General features: G+C 74.8%; 21 protein-coding genes and 2 pseudogenes. 10 read left to right on the forward strand and 13 right to left on the reverse strand.

Annotated features, from left to right (window positions below; all coding sequences use genetic code 11):
• The first annotated feature begins 110 nt into the window (after positions 1 to 110).
• From ACSU53_RS24995 to ACSU53_RS25005, 3 genes are all read left to right on the forward strand, one after another.
• The gene (locus ACSU53_RS24995; protein ID WP_437031197.1) at positions 111 to 3,782 is read left to right on the forward strand and encodes a DNA polymerase III subunit alpha; all 3,672 of its coding nucleotides are present in this window, start codon (positions 111 to 113) and stop codon (positions 3,780 to 3,782) included.
• The gene (locus tag ACSU53_RS25000; protein WP_437031199.1) at positions 3,779 to 4,747 is read left to right on the forward strand and encodes a DNA polymerase Y family protein; all 969 of its coding nucleotides are present in this window, start codon (positions 3,779 to 3,781) and stop codon (positions 4,745 to 4,747) included. Before ACSU53_RS24995 ends, ACSU53_RS25000 begins: the two co-directional genes overlap by 4 nt.
• 401 nt (positions 4,748 to 5,148) lie before the next feature.
• Positions 5,149 to 6,030, forward strand: coding sequence for an esterase/lipase family protein (locus ACSU53_RS25005; RefSeq protein WP_437031201.1), 882 nt, complete (start codon positions 5,149 to 5,151; stop codon positions 6,028 to 6,030).
• An 80-nt stretch (positions 6,031 to 6,110) separates the two neighbouring features.
• Here the strand turns inward: ACSU53_RS25005 and ACSU53_RS25010 are convergent, their stop codons facing one another.
• On the reverse strand, positions 6,111 to 7,157 hold the full coding sequence (locus tag ACSU53_RS25010) for a lytic polysaccharide monooxygenase auxiliary activity family 9 protein (protein WP_437031203.1): 1,047 nt from the start codon (positions 7,155 to 7,157) through the stop codon (positions 6,111 to 6,113).
• Between the two features lie 184 nt (positions 7,158 to 7,341).
• Positions 7,342 to 7,476 carry a hypothetical protein gene (locus ACSU53_RS25015; RefSeq protein ID WP_437031205.1) on the reverse strand — a complete coding sequence of 45 codons (135 nt, stop codon included), beginning with the start codon at positions 7,474 to 7,476 and terminating at the stop codon, positions 7,342 to 7,344.
• A gap of 136 nt (positions 7,477 to 7,612) precedes the next feature.
• On the opposite strand from ACSU53_RS25015, the pseudogene ACSU53_RS25020 reads away from it, so the two are divergent.
• Positions 7,613 to 8,246 (forward strand): annotated as a pseudogene (locus ACSU53_RS25020) (class I SAM-dependent methyltransferase); the annotation flags it as partial.
• Between the two features lie 76 nt (positions 8,247 to 8,322).
• Here the strand turns inward: ACSU53_RS25020 and ACSU53_RS25025 are convergent.
• Together ACSU53_RS25025 and ACSU53_RS25030 are read right to left on the reverse strand one after the other, a co-directional pair.
• On the reverse strand, positions 8,323 to 8,832 hold the full coding sequence (locus ACSU53_RS25025) for a DUF402 domain-containing protein (protein ID WP_437031207.1): 510 nt from the start codon (positions 8,830 to 8,832) through the stop codon (positions 8,323 to 8,325).
• Positions 8,813 to 9,742, reverse strand: a complete 930-nt coding sequence (locus ACSU53_RS25030) for a GNAT family N-acetyltransferase (protein WP_437031209.1) — start codon at positions 9,740 to 9,742, stop codon at positions 8,813 to 8,815. Before ACSU53_RS25030 ends, ACSU53_RS25025 begins: the two co-directional genes overlap by 20 nt.
• Positions 9,743 to 9,822: 80 nt before the next feature.
• On the opposite strand from ACSU53_RS25030, the gene ACSU53_RS25035 reads away from it, so the two are divergent.
• The gene (locus tag ACSU53_RS25035) at positions 9,823 to 10,191 is read left to right on the forward strand and encodes a GntR family transcriptional regulator (protein WP_437031211.1); all 369 of its coding nucleotides are present in this window, start codon (positions 9,823 to 9,825) and stop codon (positions 10,189 to 10,191) included.
• A 30-nt stretch (positions 10,192 to 10,221) separates the two neighbouring features.
• Here ACSU53_RS25035 and ACSU53_RS25040 read toward each other — a convergent pair whose 3' ends face one another.
• The 5 genes from ACSU53_RS25040 to ACSU53_RS25060 form a co-directional block, all read right to left on the reverse strand.
• Positions 10,222 to 10,992 (reverse strand): DUF72 domain-containing protein, encoded by a 771-nt coding sequence (locus ACSU53_RS25040; RefSeq protein WP_437031213.1) that lies wholly within the window; start codon positions 10,990 to 10,992, stop codon positions 10,222 to 10,224.
• Positions 10,993 to 11,148: 156 nt separating this feature from the next.
• A complete protein-coding gene (locus ACSU53_RS25045; protein WP_437031215.1) occupies positions 11,149 to 12,240 on the reverse strand; it encodes a DUF5925 domain-containing protein in 1,092 nt (363 codons plus the stop codon).
• 207 nt (positions 12,241 to 12,447) lie between these two features.
• On the reverse strand, positions 12,448 to 13,284 hold the full coding sequence (locus ACSU53_RS25050; protein ID WP_437031217.1) for a polysaccharide deacetylase family protein: 837 nt from the start codon (positions 13,282 to 13,284) through the stop codon (positions 12,448 to 12,450).
• Positions 13,281 to 14,306 (reverse strand): glycosyltransferase, encoded by a 1,026-nt coding sequence (locus tag ACSU53_RS25055; RefSeq protein WP_437031218.1) that lies wholly within the window; start codon positions 14,304 to 14,306, stop codon positions 13,281 to 13,283. The genes ACSU53_RS25050 and ACSU53_RS25055 overlap by 4 nt, the downstream gene beginning before the upstream one ends.
• Entirely contained in the window at positions 14,303 to 15,124 is an 822-nt protein-coding gene (locus ACSU53_RS25060) for a glycosyltransferase family 2 protein (protein WP_437031221.1), read from the reverse strand. The genes ACSU53_RS25055 and ACSU53_RS25060 overlap by 4 nt, the downstream gene beginning before the upstream one ends.
• 847 nt (positions 15,125 to 15,971) lie before the next feature.
• On the opposite strand from ACSU53_RS25060, the gene ACSU53_RS25065 reads away from it, so the two are divergent.
• Positions 15,972 to 16,778, forward strand: a complete 807-nt coding sequence (locus tag ACSU53_RS25065; protein WP_437031223.1) for an SGNH/GDSL hydrolase family protein — start codon at positions 15,972 to 15,974, stop codon at positions 16,776 to 16,778.
• 21 nt (positions 16,779 to 16,799) lie between these two features.
• Here the strand turns inward: ACSU53_RS25065 and ACSU53_RS25070 are convergent.
• From ACSU53_RS25070 to ACSU53_RS25085, 4 genes and pseudogenes are all read right to left on the reverse strand, one after another.
• Positions 16,800 to 18,499 (reverse strand): annotated as a pseudogene (locus tag ACSU53_RS25070) (serine/threonine-protein kinase).
• A 76-nt stretch (positions 18,500 to 18,575) separates the two neighbouring features.
• The gene (locus tag ACSU53_RS25075; protein ID WP_437031225.1) at positions 18,576 to 20,207 is read right to left on the reverse strand and encodes a nickel transporter; all 1,632 of its coding nucleotides are present in this window, start codon (positions 20,205 to 20,207) and stop codon (positions 18,576 to 18,578) included.
• Positions 20,204 to 21,577, reverse strand: a complete 1,374-nt coding sequence (locus ACSU53_RS25080; protein WP_437033393.1) for a tetratricopeptide repeat protein — start codon at positions 21,575 to 21,577, stop codon at positions 20,204 to 20,206. The genes ACSU53_RS25075 and ACSU53_RS25080 overlap by 4 nt, the downstream gene beginning before the upstream one ends.
• 450 nt (positions 21,578 to 22,027) lie before the next feature.
• On the reverse strand, positions 22,028 to 23,560 hold the full coding sequence (locus ACSU53_RS25085) for a DUF4331 domain-containing protein (RefSeq protein ID WP_437031226.1): 1,533 nt from the start codon (positions 23,558 to 23,560) through the stop codon (positions 22,028 to 22,030).
• Positions 23,561 to 23,813: 253 nt separating this feature from the next.
• Between ACSU53_RS25085 and ACSU53_RS25090 the strand changes: the two genes are divergently transcribed.
• The 4 genes from ACSU53_RS25090 to ACSU53_RS25105 all read left to right on the forward strand — a co-directional run bounded on the left by ACSU53_RS25090 (position 23,814) and on the right by ACSU53_RS25105 (position 26,622).
• Positions 23,814 to 24,356, forward strand: coding sequence for a sigma-70 family RNA polymerase sigma factor (locus ACSU53_RS25090; protein ID WP_164337729.1), 543 nt, complete (start codon positions 23,814 to 23,816; stop codon positions 24,354 to 24,356).
• Positions 24,353 to 25,171, forward strand: coding sequence for an anti-sigma factor (locus tag ACSU53_RS25095; protein ID WP_437031228.1), 819 nt, complete (start codon positions 24,353 to 24,355; stop codon positions 25,169 to 25,171). The genes ACSU53_RS25090 and ACSU53_RS25095 overlap by 4 nt, the downstream gene beginning before the upstream one ends.
• A 126-nt stretch (positions 25,172 to 25,297) precedes the next feature.
• The gene (locus ACSU53_RS25100) at positions 25,298 to 25,573 is read left to right on the forward strand and encodes a hypothetical protein (protein WP_437031230.1); all 276 of its coding nucleotides are present in this window, start codon (positions 25,298 to 25,300) and stop codon (positions 25,571 to 25,573) included.
• Positions 25,574 to 25,929: 356 nt separating this feature from the next.
• Complete coding sequence (locus ACSU53_RS25105) at positions 25,930 to 26,622, forward strand: TetR/AcrR family transcriptional regulator (RefSeq protein WP_437033394.1); 693 nt, start codon at positions 25,930 to 25,932, stop codon at positions 26,620 to 26,622.
• Positions 26,623 to 26,640 lie beyond the last annotated feature (18 nt).

Genomic DNA, 26,640 nt, shown 5'->3' on the forward strand with positions numbered 1-26,640 from the left:
GGCCGAAAGGGGGTCGCACATGCATTCGAGAATTGGTCTATGGTGGGGGTGAGGTAGCTGGGAACATAAGTTCGAGAGTCGTTCGGGGCTCACGAGTGCGGGAGGTGCGTGTGCCGGGTTTCACGCATCTGCACACCGTCTCCGGGTTCTCCCTGCGCCACGGCGCCTCCCACCCGGAACGGCTGGCCGAGCGTGCCGGGGAGCGGGGCATGGACGCCCTCGCCCTCACCGACCGCGACACCCTCGCCGGGAGCGTCCGCTTCGCCAAGGCCTGCGCCAGGGCGGGCGTCCGCCCCCTGTTCGGCGCCGAACTGGCGGTGGCGCCCCCTCCGGCGTCCCCGCCAGGTGGTGCGCCGGCGCCCGGCGGCGTCCGGGGGGACGAGGCGGTGCGCAGGGAGCGGCGCCGCACCCCGGTGCGCGGCGGTGCCTTCGTCGACGACTCGGCGCCCCGGGTCACCTTCCTCGCCCGGGACGGCGCCCGCGGCTGGGCCGACCTGTGCCGTCTGGTCTCCGCCGCCCACGCCACCGGGCCGGGCGTCCCGTCCGAGCGGGGCGGCCCCCCGTCCGGCGGGCTCCCGCTGCTGCCCTGGGAGGACAACCACGCCGACGGCCTGACCGTGCTGCTCGGCCCCGACTCCGACGTCGGCCGGGCCCTCGCCGCGGGCCGCCCCGACCGGGCGGCCCGGCTGCTCGCCCCCTGGCGGGAGGTCTACGGCGACGCCCTGCGCCTGGAGGCCGTGTGGCACGGCCGCGGCGGCACCGGCCCCGGCTCCCTGCGGCTGGCCGCCCGCACCCTCGGCTTCGCCGCCGAACAGCGCGTCCGCCCGGTGCTCAGCAACGCCGTCCGCTACGCCGACCCCGGTCTCGGGCCGGTCGCCGACGTCCTGGACGCCGCCCGCCGTCTCGTCCCGGTCGACCCGGCCAAAGGGCTGGACTCCGGCGAGGCCTGGCTCAAGGACGCGGACGCCATGGAGCGGGCCGCCGAGCGGATGGTGGAGGCCGCGGGCTTCCGGCGCGCCGCGGCCCGCCGGCTCCTGGAGCAGACGCAGGCCACGGCCGCCGAGTGCCTGGTCGACCCCGACGACGACCTCGGCATGGGAAGCGTCCACTTCCCCGAGCCGCACCTCGTCGGCGCCGGCCGCCGCACCGCCCAGCGGGCCCTGGCCTCCCGGGCGGCGGCGGGCATGGTGCTGCGCGGCTACGCCGGGCGCCGGGACTACTGGGAGCGGATGCACCACGAGCTGGACATCATCGCCCACCACGGGTTCGCCTCCTACTTCCTGACCGTCGCCCAGGTCGTCGACGACGTGCGGGACCTCGGCATCCGGGTGGCCGCGCGCGGCTCCGGCGCGGGCTCCCTGGTCAACCACCTGCTCGGCATCGCGCACGCCGACCCGGTCGAGCACGGACTGCTGATGGAGCGCTTCCTGTCCAAGGAGCGGGTCGTGCTGCCCGACATCGACATCGACGTGGAGTCCGCCCGCCGGCTGGAGGTCTACCGGGCGATCATCGGCCGGTTCGGCACCGAGCGGGTCGCCACCGTCGCGATGCCGGAGACCTACCGGGTGCGGCACGCCATCCGGGACGTCGGCGCGGCGCTGTCCATGGACCCGGCCGAGATCGACCGGATCGCCAAGTCCTTCCCGCACATCCGCGCCCGCGACGCCCGCGCGGCGCTCGAGGAACTGCCCGAACTGCGGGAACTGGCGGGAGAGAAGGACCGGTACGGCAGGCTCTGGGAGCTGGTCGAGGCCCTCGACGCGCTCCCGCGCGGCGTCGCCATGCACCCCTGCGGTGTCCTGCTGTCCGACGCCTCCCTGCTCACCCGCACGCCGGTGATGCCGACCAGCGGCGAGGGCTTCCCCATGGCGCAGTTCGACAAGGACGACGTCGAGGACCTCGGGCTGCTCAAGCTGGACGTGCTGGGGGTGCGGATGCAGTCGGCGATGGCGCACGCGGTCACCGAGGTGGAGCGGGCGACGGGGGAGCGGATCGACCTGGACGCGGTGCCGGAGGGCGACCCGGCGACGTACGGGCTCATCCGGTCCACCGAGACGCTCGGCTGCTTCCAGATCGAGTCGCCGGGCCAGCGGGACCTGGTCGGGCGGCTCCAGCCGGCCACCTTCCACGACCTCGTCGTGGACATCTCCCTCTTCCGGCCCGGGCCGGTCGCCGCCGACATGGTGCGGCCGTTCATCGAGGCCCGGCACGGGCGGGCGCCGGTGCGCTACCCGCACCCGGACCTGGAGGAACCGCTGAAGGGGACGTACGGGGTGGTGGTCTTCCACGAGCAGGTCATCGACATCGTCTCGATCATGACCGGCTGCGGACGCGGCGAGGCGGACCGGGTGCGGCGCGGGCTGTCCGACCCGGAGTCGCAGGGGCGGATCCAGGTGTGGTTCGCGCAGCACGCGGCGGCCCGGGGCTACGACGCGGAAACGATTCACCGCACCTGGGAGATCGTGGCCGCCTTCGGCTCCTACGGCTTCTGCAAGGCGCACGCGGTCGCCTTCGCCGTGCCCACCTACCAGTCGGCGTGGCTGAAGGCGCACCACCCGGCCGCCTTCTACGCGGGGCTGCTCACCCACGACCCCGGGATGTACCCGAAGCGGCTGCTGCTGGCGGACGCGCGGCGGCGCGGGGTGCCGATCCTGCCGTTGGACGTCAACGCGTCGGGTGTCACCCACCGGATCGAACTGGTGTCCGACGCAAAGGGGTTGAACGGGGCGAAAGGGCAAAAGGCGCCGGAGAGCGGGGAGGTGTGGGGGCTGCGGCTGGCGCTCTGTGACGTGCACGGCATCAGCGAGGCCGAGGCCGCGCGGATCGCCGACGGTCAGCCCTACGCCTCGCTGCTCGATTTCTGGGAGCGGGCCCGGCCCAGCAGGCCCGTCGCCCAGCGGCTGGCCCAGGTCGGCGCCCTGGACGCGTTCGGCGCCAACCGGCGCGACCTGCAACTGCACCTCACCGAACTGCACCGGGGCGCCCGGGGCGGACGCGGGGACCAGCTCCCCCTGCCCGGCGGGCGGCGGACCGCCCCGGCCGGGCTCCCCGACCTCACCGGACCGGAGCGGCTGAGCGCCGAACTGGGCGTGCTGTCCATGGACGCCTCGCGCAACCTGATGGACGACCACCGCACCTTCCTCGACGAGCTGGGCGTGGTCTCCGCACGGCGGCTGCGCGAGGCCCGGCACGGGGAGACGGTGCTGGTCGCGGGCGCCAAGGCGGCCACCCAGACCCCGCCCATCCGGTCCGGCAAGCGGGTCATCTTCTCCACCCTGGACGACGGCACGGGCCTGGTGGACCTCGCCTTCTTCGACGACTCCCACGACGCCTGCGCCCACACCGTCTTCCACTCCTGGCTGCTGCTGGTGCGCGGAGTGGTGCAGCGCCGCGGCCCGCGCAGCCTCAGCATCGTCGGCTCCGCCGCCTGGAACCTCGCCGACCTGCTGGAGGTGCGCCGGGAGGAAGGGCTGGAGGGCGTCGCGGCCCGGCTGGCCGGGACGGGCGGCACCGGCACCGGGGCCGGCGACGGCGACGGACCGGCCCGCCGGCGGCTCACCGGCTCGGACGGCCGCCCGGCACCCGCCGGTTCCGCGGCCCGGGACCCGATGGAGGACAGGGAGGGCCGGGAGACCGGAGGGAACCGGGAGGACCGGGAGGACCGGACGATCCGCATGCCCACGGGGTACGAGATGCACCCCTGGGCCGATCTGCGTCCCGCGGGCGAAGGGCCCGCGGTCGGAAGGAAGTTGTGGCACCAGAGTCCAGGGAGTGCGGGATGACCATCCTCTGCGTACGTTTCCAGGCGCCGTCGGCGGACGACACCGCCCTGCCCCGGCTGCTCGGCCTGCTCGAGGAGTTCACGCCCGTCGTGCAGGCCCTGCCGCCGGACGGGGCGCTGGCCGACCTGCGCGGCGCCGAACGGTACTTCGGGCGCACCGCACTGGAACTGGCCTCGGTGATCCGGGTCCGCGCCCTCGCCCTGCACGGTGTCGACTGCGTGATCGGCGCCGGGCCCGGCCCGATGCTCGCCCGCATGGCCCTGCGTGACGCCCGGCCGGGGCTGACCCGCGCGGTGGCCGAGGACGAGGTGCGCGAGTTCCTCGCCGGCCAGCCCGTCGTCGCGCTGCCCGGGGTCGGCACGAAGACCGCCCGCACCCTGTGCGAGTACGGCCTCGACACCCTCGGCCGGGTCGCCGCCGCCCCCCTGTCCACGCTCCAGCGGCTGGTGGGCGCCCGGGCCGGCCGCGAGCTGCACGAGAAGGCGAACGGCGTCGACCGCGGCCGGGTCGTGCCGAACGCGGTCTCTCGGTCACTGGCCGCCGAACGCCCCTTCACCCGCGACGAACTGGACCCCGGCCGGCACCGCCGCGCCCTGCTCTCCGCCGCCGGGGAACTGGGCGCCCGGCTGCGCGCCCTGGACAAGGTCTGCCGCAGCCTCACCCTCACCGTGCGTTACGCGGACCGGTCGGCCACCACCCGCACCCGCACCCTCCCCGAGCCGACCGGCCACTCGGCCGCGCTCACCGCGGCGGCGTACGGCCTGTACGAGGCGCTCGGCCTGCAACGCGCCCGGGTGCGGGCGATCGCGCTCCGGGCGGAAGGGCTCGACCCCGCCGAGCAGGCGTCCCACCAGCTCACCTTCGACCCGGTGGACGAGAAGCTCCGCAGGATCGAGGAGGTCGCGGACCGCGCGCGGGCGAAGTTCGGTCCCCGCGCGGTGATGCCGGGGACGCTGGCTGCCTGAGGAGATCCAGCCGGCGTGAGGGGTCGCTGTCAGCGGCCGTGCGCTTCGCGGAACCCCTCCATGCGCTGTCGGTTCTCGTCGATTCTTCCGGGTGAGCGCACCCCGGGGCGGCCGCCGACGGCAGACGCCGGGCCCGGGTCAGGAGGCGGCAGGCGGCCCGGGTGGCCTCGGCGGTGGGGCGTGCCCCGGCAGCCGGGGCCGAATTGCCGTTCCTGTCACGGTTGGTGACGTCATATCAGGTGTGAGGAGCGGCTCGGTGGCCGAAGCCGGAAGTTTTTACCGACCCGTAACCTCCAGGATTTCCTACTCGCCCGTAACTTGATGAGTGAACAGCATCCTCGTGATCCGGATCACAGGCGCACGCCGTCGCATCCTCCCCTTGAGCGCAAGGAGATCACCCGATGCTGCCCTGGAAGCGAGTGATCAGACCGCTGGCCGCGTTCCTGCTGGCCGCCGCCGCTGTCACCGTCCCCACCGCCACCAGTGCCCAGGCCGCCCCCGCCGCCCGGACCGCCGCCGCCCCGGACCGCGGCTGGAACGACTACTCCTGCAAGCCGTCCGCCGCCCACCCCCGTCCGGTCGTGCTGGTCCACGGCACCCTGGGCAACTCCGTCGACAACTGGCTGGGCCTCGCGCCCTACCTGAAGCACCGCGGCTACTGCGTCTTCTCCCTCGACTACGGACAGCTCCCCGGTGTCCCCTTCTTCCACGGGCTCGGCCCGGTCGAGAAGTCCGCGGAGCAGCTCGACGCCTACGTCGACCGGGTGCTCGCCGCCACCGGCGCCGACGAGGTCGACATCGTCGGCCATTCGCAGGGCGGCATGATGCCCCGCTACTACCTCAAGTTCCTCGGCGGGGCCGCCGAGGTGAACGCCCTCGTCGGGATCGCCCCCAACAACCACGGCACCACCCTCAGCGGGCTCGCCAACCTGCTGCCCTACTTCCCCGGCGCGGCCGACCTGCTGAAGAAGGCCACCCCCGCGCTCACCGACCAGGTCGTCGGCTCCGCCTTCCTCACCAGGCTCAACGCGGGCGGCGACACCGTGCCCGGAGTCCGCTACACCGTCATCGCCACCCGGTACGACCAGGTGCTCACCCCGTACCGCAACCAGTTCCTGAGCGGTCCGGACGTGCGCAACGTCCTGCTCCAGGACCTGTGCCCGCTCGACCTGTCCGAGCACCTGGCGATCGCCCTGGTCGACCGGATCGCCTTCCACGAGGTGGCCAACGCCCTCGACCCGGCGCGGGCCGAACGGACCACCTGCGCCTCGGTGTTCAGCTGACACGTGCTGACACGTGCCAGTGCGCACAGCACGACGGGGCCTGTCCGGCCTGAGCCGCCGGACAGGCCCCGGTCGTCGGGTCAGCGACCGTGCCGCGCGCCCGCCGCACGCCGGCGGGTGGACGCGAACAGCGCTGCCGAGCCGAGTGCCAGCGCCGCCGCACCGCCGACCATCAGGTACGGGGTCGTGCTGTCGCCGCCGGTCTCCGCCAGGTTCGCCGAGGCGCCCGCCGCCTTGGGCTGGTTGCCGGCGGAGCCGTCGTCGCCGTCGTCGCTCCTGGCCTCGGCCGGCGGCGTCGGGTCCGTCGTGGTGTGCGGGTCGTCGTCCCCGTGACCGTGGTTCTCGATGGTCGACTTCTCGGCGCCGTCCTTGATCTGCTGCTCGGACGGGGCGGACGCGACCGGGGCCGGGGCGGCCGCCTTCTTCGGCGTGTCGGCGGACGTGTCCCCGCCGGTCTCGCCGCCCGCCGCCTCGCCGCCGGCGTTGCCGCTGCCGCCGCCGAAGGTGACGTCCGAGCACGAGTAGAACGCCTCCGGGCTGTCCGAGCGCTGCCACACCGCGTACAGCAGCTGCTTGCCGGAGCGCTCCGGGAGGGTGCCGGAGAAGGTGTAGAAGCCGCCGGAGGGGGCGGGGTCGGTGGCCGTCGCGACCGGGTTCGCCAGGTCGAGGTCACCCCAGGCCAGCGGCTTGGACGGGTCGTAACCGGGCTTGGTGATGTACACCTTGAAGGTGCCCTTGTGCGGGGCCGTCACCCGGTACTTGAACGTGTACGAGCCGCTGCCCACGCTCGTCGCGGGCCAGTCGGCGCGGGCCAGGTCGAGCCCCTTGAACGCCGGGTCGCCGGCGCTGCACAGCTTGCCGTCCGGGATGAGTTCCTGGTGGCGTCCGGCCGCGTCGCCGATGCGGACGCCGTTCCAGTCGTAGAGCGCCTGGGTGCCGCCCGCCGCGACCGCGGCCTTGCAGGCGTCCGACTTGGGGCTCTCCGGACCCTCGGCGTAGCACTGCGCGACCCGGCTCACCGGGTCGCCCATCGAGCCGTGCGCGGACGCGGGCGCGGCGGACAGCCCGGCCAGGGCGAGCGGGACGATACCGACGACGGCGACAGCGGCCTTGCGGCGTGCGGGCATGGGGCACAACTCCTCGGAACGATCACAGGACTTGGGGAGGGGATCCCGTGGGGGATGGCTCAGAAGCTAGCCCCACGGAACCGGGAAATCGTCCGGTGAAAGCCGTCCGGGGTGATCCTTATGGCCCCGTTAAGGAAGTGCTCAGGCTGCGCTCAGGTACGCGGTCCGGGAACATCCGTTCCGGTCAGTCCTCGGGCCACCAGGTCCGGGCGATGTCCTTGCGGATCTCCGGACGCCCGGCGGGGCGCTCGTCGGTCTCCTCGCCGGTGCGGCGGGTGCCGGTCTTCTTCAGGGGCTTCTGCACGGTGGTGCGGCGCATGGCTGCCTCCTCCGGTCCGCCGGGTTCCGCGGTCCCACGGGGCAGACCTTTCGGGGGAGAGTTCCTCATCGGTCCCGGTCTGTCTGTGGCCCCGGTCACCCCGGCGGTGTCAGTGGCGGGTGTCACCCTGGAGCGCATGAGCCACGACAGTGACGGAGCGAGCACAACGGGTAGGGCAGGTAGGACGGGTACGACGGGGGCGGCGGGTACGGGCACGACGGGTACGGAGGGCGCCGACGGGGACGCGCTCGCCGCCGCCTTCGACGACGAACCCGACCACGGACTGCGCGATCCCGCCGTCCGCGCGGCCTGGGCGGCCCGGCTGCGCGCCTGGCTCCCCGGCCGGCCGGGCGACGTGCTGGACCTCGGCTGCGGCACCGGCAGCCTGGCGCTGCTCGCCGCCGAGCAGGGGCACCGGATGACCGGCGTGGACCGCTCCCCGGCCATGGTCGGCCTGGCCAGGGAGAAGCTGGCCGGACGCGACGCGGTGTTCCCCGACCGGCGACGCGGCGGCGCCGCCGGTCGGGGAGCAGCGCTTCGACGTGGTCCTGGTCCGCCACGTGCTGTGGACGCTGCCGGAACCGGGCAGGGCCCTGCGGCACTGGCGGGGACTGCTGCGCCCCGGCGGCCGGCTGGTCCTCGTCGAGGGGGTGTGGGGCACGGTCGCCCCGGCCGGCATACCGGCGGACCGGCTCACCGCGCTCCTCGCCCCGCTCACCGGCCGGGTCCGCCTGGAGCGGCTGTCGGACGACCCGGCCCTGGCGTCCCGGGCGCCGGACCGGAGCCCGTCCGCCGGGGCTGTCCGCCGGGGCCGTTCGCCGGGGGCCGGGCCGGCGGCGGAACGGGTCACACCAGCAGACCGGCGAAGCCGTCGGTGCCGCGGGCCAGCGACTCCAGCTCGTCCAGCGCCCGCGTGGCCGCGGCGGCCGCCTGCGGGTCCGCCGTCGCGAGGCCGCTCGCGGCGAACTCGTCCTCGTCCAGCCGCAGCACCTCCCCGCCGTCCGCGGAGCGCCACAGGTCCAGGTCGAGGTCCTCCACGACCAGTTCGCCGCCGGACCGCACGGCGGGCCGGGTGACATCGCAGTAGTGCCCCTTCAGCACACCCTCCGACGTGCGCACCTCCTTCACCGCGTACCACCGGTCGCGCCAGAAGTGCTCGGTGAAGACGTCGCCGGGCTCGAAGCGGACGAAGCCGAAGTCGCGCACGCCGTCGCCCGCCCAGGGCGCGCGCACGGTGATCCGGGTGCCGTCGTCGTGGAGCAGCCGCGCCGGGTAGCGGATCTTCGTGCGGCCCGCCTTGACGAGGACGACCTCCAGCCGGGCGGCCGGGCCGGGGTCAGCCGAGCTCGCGGACATACCGCACCTCCGTCGCGCAGATGTCGTAACCGAACCACTTGTTGACGGCGATCATCGGCTCGTTGCCGGTGTCGTTGCCGGTGAACGCCTCCGTGCACCCGGCGGCCCGGGCCCGGTGCAGGGACGTGTTCTTGATCAGCTTGGCGAGGCCCCGCCCCCGGTGGTCCCGGGCGGTGCCGGTCATGGCGGTGCCGTACCGGCCCTCCCCGTCGGTGTACGCGGCGGTGAAGGCCGCGGGACGGCCGTCGACCACCGCGACCGTGGTCAGCCGCAGGTCGAGCAGGGGGTGCCGCCAGGTGTCCGCCAGCCAGGCCGCGTAGTCGGAGAGCTCCGAGGCGACATCCCCCGGCTCGTCCGCCGTGACCTCGGCGTCCAGCTCGAACAGCGGGCGCGGGTCGTCCGCGAAGTCGGCTCCGGTGCGCAGTTCGACGCCGGGCGGGGGGTCGGCGAGCGGGGGGAGGGTGCCGTTCCCCAGCTCCAGGCGCAGGAAGTAGGCGGAACGCCCGGCGCGGTAGCCGTGCCGTTCGGCGAAGGCGCGGTTGCCCGGTTCGTCCGGCACCCAGCTGAAGACCTTCCGGACGCCCAGCGAGCCCAGCCGCTCCTCGGCGGTGCGCAGCAGCAGCGAACCGGCGCCCTGCCCGGTCCTCTCCGGGTGCACGTAGACGTTGGCGGAGCCCTGGCCGGGCTCGGGGCTGTCGTGGGCCACGCTGAGCTGCGTCGTGCCGACGATCTCGCCGTCGACCTCGGCGACGAGCTGGCCGAAGTGGGCGTCGGGGTGGGAGTGGCGCAGGTGGTGGAGGACGGACTCCGGGGTGGACAGCATGAAGGGGACGGCGAGGCGGCGGACGCGGGAGAACCCCTCGGCGTCCGCCCGGACCTCCGGTCGCAGATCGCGCACGATGACGGTCATGGAGGCGCACGCTATGCCGGGCGGACCGCCGGACGCCTCTCCTTTTCGACCGCGCGGACCGGGTGCGGGACAATCGGGCCGTGAGCCTGAAGATCCATATCGACGACAGTGCGCCGCCGTACGAGCAGGTACGGGCGCAGATCTCCGAGCAGGCCCGGTCCGGAGCGCTGCCCGTGGGCTACCGGCTGCCGACCGTGCGCGGGCTGGCTCAGACCCTCGGTCTCGCCGCGAACACGGTGGCCAAGGCGTACCGCGCCCTGGAGGCGGACGGGGTGATCGAGACCCGGGGACGCAACGGCACCCTGGTCGCCGCCGCGGGATCGGCGGCCGAGCGGGAGGCCGCGGCCGCGGCGCAGGCGTACGCCGAGCGCGCGCGCCGTCTGGGCCTGGACGAGGCGGACGCCCTCGCCGCGGTCCGGGACGCCCTGCGGGCGGCCTACGGCACGTGAGCCGACGGCGTGCCCGCCTCCCGCACCGGGTCAGGCGGGTGCGGGGAGCCGGGGGGTGCGGGTGACGTCGAGTCCGGCCGCCCGCGCCGTGCGGGCGAAGAGGGCCGCGTCGCCGACCGCCGCGGCGTTCGGGTCGTTGTTGAAGTAGGCGTACACGGTCCGGCCGCCGGGCCAGGTTTCCGCGACGCGTTCGGCCCAGGTCCGCAGCGACCGGCGCCCGTAGTGCGGCCACGCCCGGGCCCGGCCCTGGTGGAAGCGGACATACCCCCAGTCGGCCGTGCGCCACAGCGGGGTCGCCGGGCGGCCCAGGACGTCGGCCCAGCACAGGGCGGCGCCGCGGGCCTCCAGGACGCCGCGCACCGCGGGCGTCCACCAGGACGCGTGCCGCGGTTCGACGGCGATCCGCTGCGCGGCGGGGAAGCGGCGCAGGCAGGCGTCCAGGAGGGCCGGGTCGGCCTGCAGGCTGGGCGGCAGCTGGAGGAGGACCGGGCCGAGCCGGTCGCCGAGCCCCTCCGCGCGGCCCATCAGCCGCTCGACCGGCTCCTCGGGGTCCTTCAGCCGCTTGATGTGGGTGAGGTAGCGGCTGGCCTTCACCGCGACCACGAAGCCGGGCGGGGTGCGTTCCCGCCACGACGCGAAGGTCTCCCTGGACGGCAGCCGGTAGAAGGCGTTGTTGACCTCGACGGTGGCGAACCGGGCGGCGTACTCCTCCAGCCAGAGCCGCACCGGCAGTCCCGGCGGGTACAGCACGTCACGCCAGTCCCGGTACTGCCAGCCCGACGTCCCGACGAACACGGTCATACGGCCATCAGACCACCGGCCGGCCCGTCCGGCCCGCTCAGCGGCCCGTACCCCGGCACGCCCCGGCCGGAGCCCCGCGGGGGCGCCGCCCGACAGGCGCCGGCCGGCCGGGGTCGTGCCCCGTTCGGCCGTCGGCCTCCGGCCGGCCGGGGGTGCTCAGAGGTACAGCCCGGCGTCCGCGGTCGCGCGCGGCTCGGGCAGGGCGGTGGGGGAGGTGCCGCGGCGCAGCGCGTACAGCTCGGCCAGCGTGGCGCCCTCGCGGCCGATGCCCTCCTCGCGGCCCAGCCAGTCGACCGCCTCGGCCCGGGTCAGCGGTCCCACCTCGATCCGGGCCAGGCAGCGTCCCGGGCGGACGACGGCCGGGTGGAGGCGCTCCAGGTCCTCGTTGGTGGTCACCCCGACCAGGACGTTGCGGCCCTGGCCGAGCAGGCCGTCGGTGAGGTTCAGCAGCCGGGACAGGGCCTGGCCGGCCGCCTGCTTGGCCTCGCCGCGGATCAGTTCGTCGCAGTCCTCCAGGAGCAGCAGCCGCCAGCGGTCGTTGCCCTCCTCGTCCTCCTCGCCGATGGCGATGTCCATGAGGTAGCCGACGTCGGTGAACAGCCGCTCCGGGTCCAGCACGCAGTCCACCTGGCACCAGTCCTGCCAGGACCGGGCCAGGGTGCGCAGGGCGGAGGTCTTGCCGGTGCCCGGCGGGCCGTGCAGCAGCAGGAGCCGGCCGGAGATGTCCTGTGGCGTGGTCTTCATCAGCCGGTCCATGGCGTCCGCCACCGGACGGGTGTAGTTGGGCCGGACCTCCTCCCAGCTGCCGGCCGTGATCTGCCGGGTGGTGCGGTGCGGGCCGCGGGTCGGGGAGGAGTACCAGAAGCCCATGGGGACGTTGTCCGGCCGGGGCTCCTGCTCGTCCGCCGCGCCGTCGGTCGCCTCGTCCAGGACCTTCGCGGCCAGTTCGCCGGTGGTCGCGGTCACGGTGACGTCGGCGCCGCGCTTCCAGCGGGAGACGAGCAGGGTCCAGCCGTCGCCCTCGGCCAGGGTGGCGGCGCGGTTCTCCTCGCGGACGGCCCGCAGCAGGCGGGCGCCGGGGGGCAGCAGGCTCGCGGCGGAGCGCACGCGGTCGATGCTGACGCCGCGCGAATGGGGCTGCTCACCGGTGCGGAACCGGTCGAGGAACAGCGCGTTGACGACGTCGGTCGGGCAGTCGCTGTCGACGTAGAGCTGGATCGGCGGTGCGTCGTGCGGGTGCGCAGGCATGCCGACATGATCCGGCACGAGGCGCCGGGGACGCACCCGATTTCCCGCCCGGCCCCGCCCGCCCGCCCCGCCGCACCGTCCTGCCCGTGTGCCGCACCGTCCCGCCCGCGGTGGGCGCGGGCGGGGCGGCGGTGGGCGGGGCGGGGCGCGTTCCGTCACCCGCCCCGTCCCGTCCCCTCCTGTCCCGCTCCGTCCTGTCCCGTCCCGTCACGGAGCCCGCTCGGCACGGGCCCCGTCCGGCGCGCGGGCCGGGGCGGGCTTCAGCAGCTGTCCGGCGCGGCGGGCGCGCCGGACCACCGCGTAGCCCTTGGTCAGGGCGCGGTCACGGGCGAAGACGCGGGTCAGGGCCCGGCCGTCGAGCAGCCGTGCGAACTCGGCCGCGTCCGTCGACCGGCGCACCGTGACGCGGCGCAGGGCGTACGGGCCCTGCGCGCGCCGGGCGAGGCCGTTGCCGACCGCGAGCGCCTGGGCGTACCCCGTCTCCCGCACCGCCTGCCGGACCCGGCGGCTGGAGTAGCCGTAGGGGTAGGCGAACGAGACGGGCGGCCGGCCGAGCCGGTCGGAGAGGATCTCCTTGCTGTGGATCAGCTCGGTGCGCAGCCGCCGGTCGTCGAGCTGGTCGAGCTGCGGATGGCTGTGGGTGTGTCCGCCGATCTCGACGCCCGCGTCGGCCAGCTCCCGCACCTGGCCCCAGTCGAGCATCCGGTCCAGGGCCTCCCCGGTGTCGTGCGGGCCGCGCAGCCAGCCGGTGGTGACGAACAGGGTGGCGGAGAAGCCGTGCCGCGCGAGCACCGGCAGGGCGTGCCGGTGCACCCCCTCGTAGCCGTCGTCGAAGGTGATCAGGACCGGCCGGCGGGGCAGCGGGCGTCCGGCACGCCAGTGCGCCGCCAGGTCGGCGGTGCCGACCGGTGTGAGGCCCCGCTCGGCGATGAGCGCCATCTGCCCGGCGAACGCCTCCGGGGTGACGGACAGGGCCCGGGTGCTCGGGTGCGGGTCGGTGGCGACCGCGTGGTACATCAGGATCGGCACGCGGAGGTCGGTCACGAGTGGCCCCCTCGCCCGGCGGCGCCGTCCGCCGGCGCCGCCGCGACCGGGACCACCGAGAAGGTGACCCCGTCGCGCCGGGCCCGCAGGCTGCCCACCAGGTAGCCGCCCGCCGCCGTGAGGACCCCGGCGACGATCGCCCCCGCGCGTCCGGCGCCGCCGGGCCGGGCCAGCAGGGCGTCGCGCAGGCCCCGCACGACCCCGGCCGGCAGGACCCGCGTGGTGTAACGGCGTTCCGACTCCAGCCCCTTGGCGGCGCCGACGCTGCGCGCCACCAGTGCCTTCGACAGTCCCTCGGCGTAGGTGCGGGTGCGGAAGTAGCGGAAGTTCTCCCGGACTTCGGGCACCCGGTGGTGGATCACCGCCCGGTCGTCGATCAGCAGGACGGCGTCGGGCCGGGCCCGGCTCAGGCGGATGCACAGCTCCGTCTCCTCCCCGCCGAGGGGGAGCTGGTCGCCGTCCCGCCCGATGCCGGTGGCGAAGCCGCCCGCCGCGTCGAACGCGGTGCGCCGGAAGGAGGCGTTGCCGCCGAGGACGTTGCGCACCCGGACCCGCCCGGGCGGCAGGCCGCGGTACGTGCAGCCCACCACCCAGTCGAACTCCTCCGGGAACCAGGCCGGGCGCCGCCCGGACGCCCACAGCGGTTCGGTGCGCCCGCCGACCGCCATCACGCGCGGGTCGGCGTACGCCTCGGCGAAGTGCCGGAGCCAGTCGCGTTCGGCGACGGCGTCGTCGTCGAGAAAGGCGACGACCTCACCGCGCGCCGCGGCGATGCCGGTGTTGCGGCCGGCGGACAGGCCGCGGGGGCCCGCGTTGGCGAGCACCCGCACCTCCTCGGTCTCCTTGAACTCCTTCTCCAGACGGTCCAGGAGGACCTGGTTGTGGTCCACGACCAGCAGGGTCTCCCGGGCCGGCCGTGACTGCGCCCGCACCGAGGCGACGGCCGCGAGGACGTCCGTCCAGCGGTCCTCGGTGTAGGCGCAGATCACGACCGAGACGTCCGGGGTGCCGGGTCCGCTCAAGACACCTTCCCCCGGACCGCGCCGGCCACCGGCGAGTCGTGCGTGCGACGGCGCAGGGCCCGCCGGTTGGACCGCTCCCCGAGGATGACCCCGAGCACCCGGAACCCGTCCCGCACGGCTCTCAGGTTGCTGGTGCCGTGGATGCGGAGGTACTCGTAGCTGGGTATCTCCTGCACCTTCAGGCCCGCCTTGACGACCCGGATGTTCATCAGGGTCTCGACCTCGAACCCGGTGCAGTCGAGGTCGATCTTGTCCAGGCAGTGCCTCCAGAACGCGTTGTAGCCGTAGCAGAGGTCGGTGTACCGGGCGCCGAACTTGCGGTTGACGACGGCGCACAGCACGCGGTTGCCCAGCTTGCGGATGAAGGTCATGTCGTCGGTGCCGCCGCCGTTGGCGAAGCGCGACCCCTTGGCGAAGTCCGCGCCCGAGACGAGGGCGGAGACGTAGGACACGATCTCGTTGCCGTCGGCCGAGCCGTCCGCGTCGACCATCACGATGATGTCGCCGGTGCACGCCTGGAACCCGGCGTTCAGGGCGTCGCCCTTGCCCTTGCCGCGCTGGGCGACGACCTTCACGCCGGGCCACAGCCCGCGGGCGACCTCGACGGTGTCGTCGGTGGAGTTGCCGTCGACCAGGACCACTTCGTGGATCCAGTCCGGAAGCGTCTTGAAGACGTACGGCAGGTTCTCCGCCTCGTTCATGGCCGGGATCACCACGCTCACCGGCGGTGCGATCGCCAGGTGCGAGGAGACGGGCCGGTACTTGCCGGCGGGCGGCGGATTCTGGTCCGCGGTCGCCGGCGGCAGAACGGAGCTCATGAGTTTGGTCCCTCTCGTCCGGTGGACCGCCCGCCCCTCGGGCGGCCCGGCTTTACTTCCGGTTCGAAAGGGGGGTTTTCACACACGGCACGACGGAACGGAGCTCCGTGCACGCCGGGTGAGCTGGCAGATCTGGCCGGCTGCGGACATACGGCCGCCGACCGCGCGGCACGGCCCGGTCACGCTGGCGCTCCCGAGCACGGCACCCCCCTACCGCGCCCCGCGCCGGTTCGTCGCGGTTCCGAGCCCTCCCCTGAAGCCGCGTACTGACGGACCGATGCGGGTGAGATGTATGACGGTTAAGACGGTATGGACGCTTGAACCCGAATGGCAAGACCGCGCATACGGCCTCACCTTGATACCGGTTTGGCCCCTGTGCACACATCGCGCCCCGATGCGGATGTCTGCATGGCCGACTTTGCCCCCCTAGGTGTCGGATGCCGGGCTTCAATGTGGCGCACCCCGTTGGGGGCGTCAAGAGCCGTAAGTCCCTCGGGCCGAATTTCGTTCCGGATTGAACGGGTGCACGTCGTGCGGCGGGTGCGCCGAGGTGCCGGCCGACCCCGCGCATCCTTGGCCCCGCCCCCTCTGCCGCGCGCCCCCTGCGCCGCGCGCCCCCTGCGCCGTGCGCCGCCTCCGCCGCGCGCCCCCTGTGCGTGCGCCGCGCCCGCGTGCGCAGCGCCGGCCCCGCCGGGCTGCGTTCGTCAAACGTCGAACATCTCGTGAAGAAGTCCGGCAGGTTCGGGAGATGCGGGAAAGAGCGTCCCAATCTTGACATGGACACTTCCTGTCAACACGCGTAGTTGGTACGACGGTTGCGGCAGAGATCCTGCTAAAGGGAGGTTCCATGAGACGTTCCCGACTTGTGCTCATTCTGAGCGCGTTCCTCCTCGCCCTCGCCACCGCCCTCACCGGTGCGGCTGCGGCCCAGGCGTCCCCACAGGCGGCGAACGGGGGCTACGTGGCCCTCGGCGACTCCTACTCCTCCGGTGTCGGAGCCGGCAGCTACATCTCCGGCAGCGGCGACTGCAAGCGCAGCACGAAGGCCTACCCGTACCTCTGGCAGGCCGCCAACTCACCCTCGTCCTTCGACTTCGTGGCCTGCTCGGGCGCTCGAACGGGTGATGTTCTGTCCGGGCAGCTCGGCCCTCTCAGCGCCACCACCTCACTGGTCTCCATCAGCATCGGCGGCAACGACGCCGGCTTCGCCGACGTCATGACGACCTGTGTGCTCCAGTCCGACAGCTCCTGCCTCTCGCGGATCGCCACCGCGAAGGCGTACGTCGACTCGACGCTGCCCGGCAAGCTGGACAGCGTCTACACCGCCATCCGCACCCGGGCCCCCAACGCGCACGTCGTGGTGCTCGGCTACCCCCGCTTCTACCAGCTCGGCACCACCTGCATCGGCCTGTCCGAGACGAAGCGGAAGGCGATCAACGGCGCCGCCGACCACCTCGCCGCCGCGCTCGCCCAGCGCGCCGGCGCCCACGGGTTCACCTTCGGCGACGTGCGCACCACCTTCGCCGGCCATGAGATCTGCTCCGGCAACTCCTGGCTGCACAGCGTCGACTGGCTCAACATCGGCAACTCGTACCACCCGAAGGCAGCCGGTCAGTCCGGCGGCTACCTCCCGGTCCTGGCCAACGCGGTCTGACCCCTCCGCGCCCTCGGCGCGTCAGCGAGCAGGCACCTGACCGGAAGCACCGGAAGCACCGGAAGCACCGGAAGCACCGGAAGGACGGGAAGGAGAGGAGGAGGCCCCGCCCGGCGGGGTCTCCGTCTCGCACGTCACGGAGAACGGCACCGAGCCGGACGTCACGCGCACCGGTTCCCGCACCTCCACCCCGATCCGGCTCGCGAACGTCCCCGCCCCCGCGTACGTCGTCACCACCACCGTGTCCCGCTTCTCGGTCCCGCCGCCCGCCGGGAACGACAGCGTCCGCCAGCCCGGGTCGGTCACCGAACCGTCCTCGGCCACCCACCGGTAGGACACCTCCGCCGGCAACCGCCCCACCGTGAACGTCGCCGTGAACGCGGGCGCCCCCTCCCGCGGCGGCGGACACGCGCCGGCGTACTCGGTGCGCGCCCCCGCCACCGTCACGTGCACCGACTGCGCCGGGGCCGTCGTCCGCTCCCCTCGGCTCTCCCCGCCCGACGTGGCCGTACCGCCGGCATCCTCCGTGCCGTCGTCGTCCCCCTCGCGCCCTGTGCGCCCCTCATCCCGGTCCTCCGCCTCGTCGCCGGTCCGGCCGGTCGCGGTGAGCCCGGTCCCCTTGCCGTCCACGCCCGCCGAGCCGTCGTCGCCCCCGCTGTTCAGCAGCCCGTACAGCAGTCCGGCCAGCGCCAGCGCCAGCACGGTCACCCCGGCCACCAGCACGGTCACGGCCCGCCGGTCGCGCCGGGGCCGGGCCGTCGCCGCGGCCGTCGTCGTCCCGGGCGGCGCGCCCGCGGGCAGGCCCGCCGTCGCGGCGGGCACCGGACCGGCGCCCGGCGGTCCGGGCCTGGACGGCTGCGGGTGAGCGGTCGTCAGGGTCGGCGCGTACGCCGACGGACCGCCCTCCCCGGGCGGCGGCCTGCGCCCGGCGGCGATCTCGCGCAGGTCCGCCTCCGCCCGTCCGGCCGGCAGCCGCTCCGCCGGATCCTTGCGCAACAGGCCCTCGACGACCGGACCCAGCGGCCCCGCCCGGCGCGGCGGCGGCACCTCCTCGTCCACGATCGCGCGCAGCGTGCTCAGCGGGGTGTCCCGCCGGAACGGTGAGCACCCTCGACGGCCGCGTACAGCAGCACGCCGAGCGACCACAGGTCCGACTCGGGGCCCGGCGTGCGGCCCAGCGCCCGTTCCGGAGCGAGGAACTCGGGCGATCCGACGACTTCACCGGTCATCGTCAGCGCCGAACTGCCCTCCACGGTCGCGATGCCGAAGTCGGTGAGCACGATGCGGTCGTCGTTCGAGAGCAGCACGTTGGCGGGCTTCACGTCCCGGTGCAGCACACCGGCCGCGTGCGCGGCCCGCAGCGCGGCCAGCACCTCCGCCCCGATCCGGGCGGCGCGTGCCGGGGGGAGAGGTCCCTCGGCCTCCAGCACCTCCGCCAGGGACAGCCCGCGGACCAGCTCCATCACGATCCACGGCCGCCCGCCCTCCGTCGCGACGTCGTACACCGTCACCACGCCGCGGTCGGCGATCCGGGCCGCCGCCCACGCCTCCCGTTCCAGCCGGGCGTACAGCCGCTCGACGTCCCCGGCCGGCAACCCGGCCGGGGCGCGCACCTCCTTGACGGCGACCTCGCGGTGCAGCACCTCGTCCCGGGCCCGCCACACCGTTCCCATACCGCCCTCGCCCAGCCGCCCCTGCAGCCGGTACCGGCCCGCGATCACCCGCTCACTGCCCGGTCCGTCGGACACGGCGCCCCCTTCGCATCGGGCGAATGCTGCGTTTCCTCATGAAAGTAGCTCAGCCGAGGGCGGATGCCGCCCCCCTGAACACCAATCCGGCCCCCACGACGACCACGACGACGGCCGATCCCAGCGGCGCGCTCCGGCGGAGCAGGCCGACCACCGGGCCGGCCGTCCAGCGGGGCCGGCGGTCCAGCAGCCGGGCCATGCCGCTGCCCGCCCTGACCACGGCGTACCCGGCCGCGGTGAGGGTGAGGGCCAGCCCGGCGCCGTAGGCGACGACCAGCAGCAGCCCGAACCACGCCTGGCCGAGTGCGGCGGCCCCGACCAGCACCACCACGGCGGACGGGCTCGGCACCAGCCCGCCCGCGAAACCGAGCAGGATCGTGCCGCGGAGGGTGGGCGCCGTCGGGTGGGCGTGGGTCCGTCCGCCGTGGGTGTGCACGACGGCGTGCGGGTGCGAGGGGCCGGGGGTGCCGTGGGGGTCATCGGGGTCGGCCGGGTGGGCGGGAGCCTTGCCGTGATCGTGATCGTGATGGTGAGGGTGGCCGTGGTGCCGGTGGTGGGGGTGGGGGGCGTGGCCGGGGGAGTGGGCGTGCTCGTGAGAGTGGTGGTGCTCATGGGAGTGACCGTGCGCGTGCGGGTGCCGGCCGTCGCGGTGGCGCAGCGCGCGGCGCAGCAGGGCCGCGCCCGCCACGGTGACCAGGACTCCGCTGGCCACACCCAGCCAGGCGACCACCGAGGGCGCGGCCGCCGAACCGCCCGCGACCAGCAGCCCCAGCGCCACCACCCCCAGCGTGTGGGTGACCGTCACCGAGGCGGCCATCGGCAGTACGTCCCGCAGCCGGGCCCGGCCGCCGCGGGCCGCCGCCGTCGCCGCCATCAGCGTCTTGCCGTGCCCCGGGGCGAGTGCGTGCAGGGCGCCCAGGACGACGGCGATCAGCAGAGCCAGGGCGGCGAAACCGGCGGTGAGGTCGTTCCGGGCCACCAGGTCGTCCAGGGCCCGGGTCCACCGGTCGGCGCCGCGCGGCAGGACGGAGCCGGCCGGGGCGTCCGCCTCCCGCTCGGCGAGCGCCGGACCGCCCGGGCGGATCCGCAGCTCGGCGGTGCGGGCGTCGGGCGGGGCGTCCAGCCGGTCCTGGGGGTAGCGGGTCAGCTCGCGCGACGAGGAGGCGCGCGGCACGTCCGAGGCGGCCAGCGTCATACGGTCACCGCGCGCGGTGATCTCCCGCCAGCCGGGCCCCGCGGAGGCGCCCGCCGCGCGGAAACCGACGCGCACGGGGCCCTCCTCGGGCAGCGGAGCGGTGAGCCGGCACTCCACGCGCAGGGTGCCCAGCCCCGCCTGCCCGGGCCGCACCTCGGCCCGGCTGCCGTCCACGCCGAGCGGCACCGCGCGTCCGTCGACACGGACCTCGCTGTCCCGGGCGGCCTCCGCGCAGCGGTCCCGGGCCCAGGCGTTCGGGCCGCCCCGCCGCTCGATGTCCCCGCCGGCCTGCGTGGCCGGGATCTCGGCGAGGTCCTCGACGTGACGCACCCGCAGTTCACCCGGCGCGGCGACCAGTCCGTCGTAGCGGTTGACGGTGAAGTTGCCCAGCGGGTGCGCGTCCGCCGGCGGGGCCGGGACCAGGACGAGCCCGCACGCGGCGGTCAGGACGGCCGCACCGGCGGCGAGCGAACGGAGGCCGGTCACCGTGCGGCCTCCAGTTCCCTCAGCGCCGCCCTCGCGTCCCGCGCGCCGAGGGGCGAGAACCCGGGGTTCAGGCGCAGGGCGGCGGTGAGGGAGGCGTGCGCGGCCCGGTCGTCGCCGACGGCCCGTTCGATCATGCCGCGGTGGTACAGGAAGGCGGCGTTGCGGTGACCGGTGGCGGTGGCGCGGCGGGCGTGGGGCAGGGCCTCCTCGGCGCGGCCCGTCCGGTAGAGCGCCCAGGCCAGGGCGTCCGCGGTGTGCACGCTGTGCCGCCGCGCCCACTCCGCGCGGGCGGAGCGCAGCGCCTCACCGGCGTCGCCGTGGTCGGCGGCGGCCAGCGCGGTGTCCAGGTCGGCGTGGACGCCGCCCGCGCGAGCGAGCGCGGTCCAGGCGTCCACCAGGGCGTACTGCTCCCGGGCCCGCGCCCGGTCACCGTCGGCGCCGCGGACCTCGTACAGCTCGCCGAGGGCGACCAGCGGTCCGGGCAGCGGGGAGCGCGCGACGACCGCCTCCAGGGTGCTGACGGCGCCCGCCCGGTCACCGCTCGCCGCCAGGGCCCTGGCCCGGCCCTCCAGCGCGGGCAGGTGGGTGTCGTCGGCGGCCAGGGCCCGGCCGAAGTGGCCCAAGGCCCGGTCGTACTCGCCCTGGTTCCATGCCAGTTGGCCGAGCGCGGTCGCCACGTACGCCACGTCCGCGCGCGACGCCGCGCCGGCCAGGGCCCGCTCCAGCACCGTGCGGGCGGTCGCGGTGTCGCCGCGCAGCTCGTGGACGTACGCGTACCGCGTGAAGACCGGCACCCCGGGACGCCGGGCGTCCGCGGTGGTGGCGGCCTCGGCGGCCTCGTCGTACCGGCCGAGCTCGACCAGGGCGTCGATCCGGGAGCACAGGGCCCGTTCGCTGTACGGGTTCTGCGCCAGGACCCGGTCCGCGTACCGCAGGGCGCCCGTGAAGTCGTGCCGGGCGGCGGCGAGCGCGGCGCGTCCGGCCAGGGCCGGTTCGTTGCCGGGGGCGAGGGCGAGCGAGCGGGTGAGGGCCCGTTCGGCCCGCGGGTAGTGCGAGGGGTCGCCCGTGGTCCGCGCCTGCTCGACATGGGCGAGGCCGAGGGTGGCCCACGAGCGGTGGTCCCGGGGCTGGGCCCGCAGATGGGCCCGCAGCGAGCGGATCCCCGCGTCGAGGTCGCCCCCGGTGAGCAGTCCGGGGGCGAGCGCCCCGGCCGCGGGCGCGGCGTCCGCCCCGGCCCGCGTCCCGTCCGGCCGACCCCCGACGGCGACGGCCCCGGCGGTCATGGCGACCGCCAGCAGCACGGCACAGGACGCCATGTGCACCCTACGCGCCCGCCGCCCGGCGGCGGCGAAGCGCCGGAGTGCCGCGATCCGGCGGGTGGCAGGGGTGGCGGGGGTGGCGGGGGTGGCGTTCCCGGTGCCGGCTGCGCCGTCGGCACCGGGGGCGGGCCCCGGGGCGGGTCCCGGGGCGGGCTCCGGGGCGGGCTTTGGGGCGGGCTTTGGACCGGGGCCGGTCTCCGGCGGGCTCCCGTTCCTGCCGGACCCGTCGTGCGCACCGTTCCCGCCGTTCGCGCCCTTCCCGCCGTTCTGGCCGAGCGCGCCGTTCCCGCCGCTCTCGCCCTTCTCGCCGTTCCCGCCGTGCCGGCCGGCGGCATCGTGCCGGGTGTTGTCGTTCGTTGCCGGAGGCATGCCTCTCCTCGGTCGTGCGTCACCCGCTCGGGTGCCGGAGTCGGCGGCGCGGCCCGTGCCGCAGGGGAAGGGAGGGGACGGGCCGCGCCTGTCGGTGGGGCGGGGGAGTGCTCCCGGCCGCCCGGGGGCGGGTCAGTACGCCCGGCCGCGCATCCGGCGCCACCACATCAGGGCCACGCCGATCAGCAGGATGCCGCCCGCGCCCGCACCCGCGGAGGCGGCGATCAGGGTGGTGTCGTCGGAACCCGCGGCGCCCGCCGGGCGCAGGGCGTCACCGAGCTGGTTGCGGACGTCGTTGCCGCTGTCCACGCCCTTCGCGAGCGGGCCGCGCGAGCCCTCCGTCGGGTTCGCCAGGTAGGGGAAGGTGTCGCCGAACTCCTTGTCGTTGGCGTCGACCGCGTCCCCCAGGTCGTTCTTCGCGCCGACGAGTTCGCCCTCGACGACCTGGAGCGAGGCGTCGATCACGTCGTCCGTCAGCCGCCGCCCGTTGGGGAAGCCCGCGTTGTCGCCGTCCAGGACGCCCAGCCGCTTCGGCTTGGCGGCCGGCTCGACCGACGTGTTGAGGCGCAGCATCTCCGACGGCGTCACGTGCGGCGGCCGGTTCAGTCCCTCCACGCCCTTGAGGAACACGTCGACGAGGTCGTCGCGCGGCTCGGCGGGGGCCTCGATCCGGTAGATCCCCTCGATCAGCTTCGGCAGTTCCGGTTCGGTGACGTTCTTCAGGAACTGCGCGTCGTCCCACGGCCCCGACGCGTTGAAGGTGTCCTTGTCCTTCAGGGGGTTGACGACCTCGTTGACCAGCGGGCTGCCCAGCCGGGACACCTGGACGAAGTCCCCGGCGGCGTTCTTGCGCTGGGTGGTCGACCAGACGCCGACGACGGGCTGGTCCGCCGACTCGGTGATCATGTCGGTGGGGACCTGGAGCGCCAGGGAGTTGACGTTGTAGCCCTTGAGGGTGTCGTTGCCGACCTCGGAGAGGTTCCCGCCGTACAGCAGATCGAAGACGCGCAGGTCGAGGAAGAACGGGTCGTCGGCCTGACCGGCGAACGTCGTGGCCCCGCCCGCCAGTTCGTGCACGGCCTCCTTGCGCAGGGCGTCGTAGTCCGGCATGGACGCCTTGCCGACGTTCGACGGCGCGACCGGCACGTCGTCGGCGATCTTCGTGCGGGACACGGCGTGCTGGTCCTTCAGCTTCAGCAGCTCGATGTCGTAGGTCTGCGTGATGTTGAGATCCTGGTCGTCGAGGCTGGTGACCGGACCGGTGTTGTAGAGGAACGACTTGTCGTTCTTCGTGTGGGTCGTGAACGTGTAGCGGAACAGCAGTTCGCCCTGCGCGTCCCCGTTGTTGTCGATGTGGATGTCGTACTGGGCGTCCTCGGCGAACGTGAAGAAGTTCGGCCCGCCGGCGGGCTCCTCGAACGGGATCCAGTTGGCGATGATCGTGGTGGTGTCCGGCTTGTCGGGGCTGACGAAGGCGTACAGATCCGTGTTGTCGTACTGCGGGGTGCCCGAGATCAGCGGGGCCTCGCGGTGACTGGAGGCGCCGGCCGGCCGCGGTTCCAGGGCGGTCGCCCCGGCGGCGGCGAGCCCGCCGGCGGCCAGTGCGCCACAGATCAGGGTCGCGAGGCCCCTGTGTCCCGCGGCGGTGCTCGAGATAGGTGTCATGCCGTCCGTCCTCCGTGCCGACTTGCCTCTGACGCAACGGAATTCGGAGCGGTTGCGGGAGCGGATTGGTCGGGTTTCCACGAGACCGGTCCGGGCCGCTGCCGTCCGGCCGGACCGGCCGTAGGATTTCTCGCCGCCCGACCCGCGTTTTCGGCCCGGTGATCCGTAGTTCCCATCCGGAGGCGCGCTCGCTGCGCATGCCTCGTGCGGCAGGGTGGCCCGGCGGGGCCCTGGAGAGGGGGGTAGGTGGCTGGTGGAGGCGGACGAGCTTCTGGTGCGCGTGGCGGGAGGCGACCAGAAGGCATTCGAGGACCTGTACGGACTGGTGTCCGGGCCGGTGTTCGGACTGGTGCGGCGCGTGGTGCGCGACCCCGCCCAGTCCGAGGAGGTGGCCCAGGAGGTGCTGCTCGAACTGTGGCGGTCCGCCGCGCGGTTCGACCCCGCCCGGGGCAGCGCGCTGTCCTGGGTCCTCACCCTGGCCCACCGCCGCGCCGTCGACCGGGTGCGCAGTGCCCGCGCCGCGGGGGAACGCGAGGAGCGGGAGGCCCGGCGCGGCAACGGCCCGGCCTTCGACCAGGTCGCCGAGGAGGTGGAGGCCGGCCTCGAACGCGAGTGGGTGCGGCGCTGCCTGGACCGGCTGACCGCCCTCCAGCGGCAGTCGGTCACCCTCGCCTACTACGACGGCTACACCTACCGTGAGGTGGCGGAGCGGCTCTCGCTGCCGCTGGGCACGGTCAAGACCCGTATGCGCGACGGTCTGACCCGGCTGCGCGACTGCCTGGGAGGCGCCGTATGAGCCTGTTCGACCGGCTGGGGCGCCGCGGCGACGTGCACTCGCTGGCCGCTCCCTACGCGCTCGACGCCCTGGAGCCCGCGGAACGGGTCCGCTTCGAACGGCACCTGCGCGGCTGCGGGCGCTGCCGGGCCGAGGTGCGCGACCTCGCCGAGGACGCCGTCCGCCTCGCCTGGTCCACCGCCGCCCCGCCGCCGGCCGCCCTGCGCGACCGGGTGCTGGCCGCCGTACGGACCACCCCGCAGGACCCGCCGCCCCCGGACGCGGCCCGCGCGCGGGCGCCGCAACTGCCGCCGCACGTGTGGGGCGCCGAACCGCCGCCGCGCGATCGCGGACCCCGCCGGGTGCCGCTGTTTGTGCCGTTCGCCACGGCGACCGCCGCGGCGGCGCTGGTCGTCGCCTCGCTGTTCGCCGTCCAGGCGCACCGCACCCAGGACGAACTGGCCGCGGAACGCGATCGGTCACGTGAGATCGCCCACGTTCTGTCGGCACCGGACGCGCGCGCGGGCAGCGGACGCGACGCGGACGGCCGCACCATCGGAGTGATCGCCTCCGCATCGACGGCGAGCGCGGTCGTCACCCTCGGCGGCTACGACGACCCGCCGAACGGACGTGTGCGTCAGCTCTGGCTCATGCGCCCCGGCGCACCACCGCGCTCGCTGGGCCTCTTCGAAGGCGACACGCCCCTGGTCGCCTCCGATCTGGAGACCTCCGCGACGTCACTCGCCGTAACCGTCGAACCGGACGGCGGCTCTCCGCAACCCACTGCGCAGCCCATCGTCCAACTCGCCCTGAAAACGGTCGGATTCGGAGAGTAATCGCCGAGTGTTCGTCAACCCCCTTGCGGGGAAGGTGAATCCCGTGGGCGCGATACACGTGTGCCGGTACGGGGCGATAGGGTTACCCTGCCCGGGCCGGGTGGACTCGTACGGGTGGGGAGTGACATGGAACAGATAACAGTGCGCAGCAGGGCCAGGGTCCCTGCGATCACCTGCGGGAGCAGCGCGACCAGTTCGCGCCTCGACCGCCATCTCGCGGTGCTGTCGGGACCGGCGGTCCCCCAGCGGGAGACGGCCGAGGCGACGTCACTGATGCGTGAGCTCACCGCGCGTGAGCCCGCGCACGACCGCGGTGCCCGCGGTGTCCGGGCCCGCACCAGCCGCGTCTCGCTCTTCGCGCCGCTGCGCAGGCTGCGCCGCACGCTCTTCGGCGGCCGTTAGGCCCCGCGCGCCCGGGCGGTCCGCCGCCCCCGGCGCGGCAGCGCCCCGGAGCACGCCACCCCACGCGCGCGGCACACCGGCCCGGTGCGCCATGCGCGGGCACGTCCCCTCCCGGAGCCCCCGACCCCACCCGGCAGCCGGCCGGGGGCCCGCCGACCGCCCCGCCAGGTCCCGCCCGGACCTCACCGCTCGCCGTGCCCGTACTGCCGCACGGCCAGCGGTGCGAACACGGCGAGCAGCACCGCGCACCACAGCAGTGACCCGGCCACGGGGTGCGCCACCGGCCACGCGGCGTCCGCGGGCACCGGGGCGTTGCCGAACAGGTCCCGCAGCGCCGTCGCCACCGCGCTGACCGGATTCCACTCCGCCACCGTGCGCAGCCCGCCCGGCAGCCCCTCGGTGGGGATGTACGCGCTGGAGAGCAACGGCAGCAGGAAGGTCGCGCCGCCCAGCTGGCCGGCGGCCTCCTCGTCGCGGGTCAGCGCCGGGTCGCCGCCGAACTGGGCTGCGGCACCATGTCGCTGTACAACTACGTCCCCCGCAAGGACGACCTCCACGAGCTGATGGTCGACGCGGCCGCCGGCGAGCACGAGCTGTCCGAACCCACGGGTGACTGGCGCGCCGACATGCTGCGGGTGGCCCACCGGACGCGGGCGCTGATGCACCGCCACCCCTGGCTGCCGCGGCTGATGTCACCGGTCCACGGCTTCAGCCCCAACTCCCTGCGTCTCGTGGAGCACTGCCTGGCCTGCCTGGAACCGCTGCCGGTGTCCCACAGCACGCGGATGGAACTCATCGCGATGCTGAACGCCGTGGTCACCCTGTACGTCACCAACGAGCTCGCGACCGCCGAGCGCAGCCGCTCGCTGCCCTGGACCGAGGAGCAGGAGAACGCCGCGCGGGCCGCCTACCTGGCCGGCCGGCTGGCCACCGGTGCGTACCCGCGCCTGGCCGCGGGGATCGCCGGGAGTGCCGGGGCGGTCGACATGGAGGCGATGTTCGAGCGGATGCTGGGCCGGGTGCTCGACGGGTTCGACCCGGGATCGTGACCCCGGTCGGTGACGCGG

It is taken from the genome of Streptomyces sp. enrichment culture (genome assembly GCF_964273255.1).
Lineage (GTDB): Bacteria > Actinomycetota > Actinomycetes > Streptomycetales > Streptomycetaceae > Streptomyces.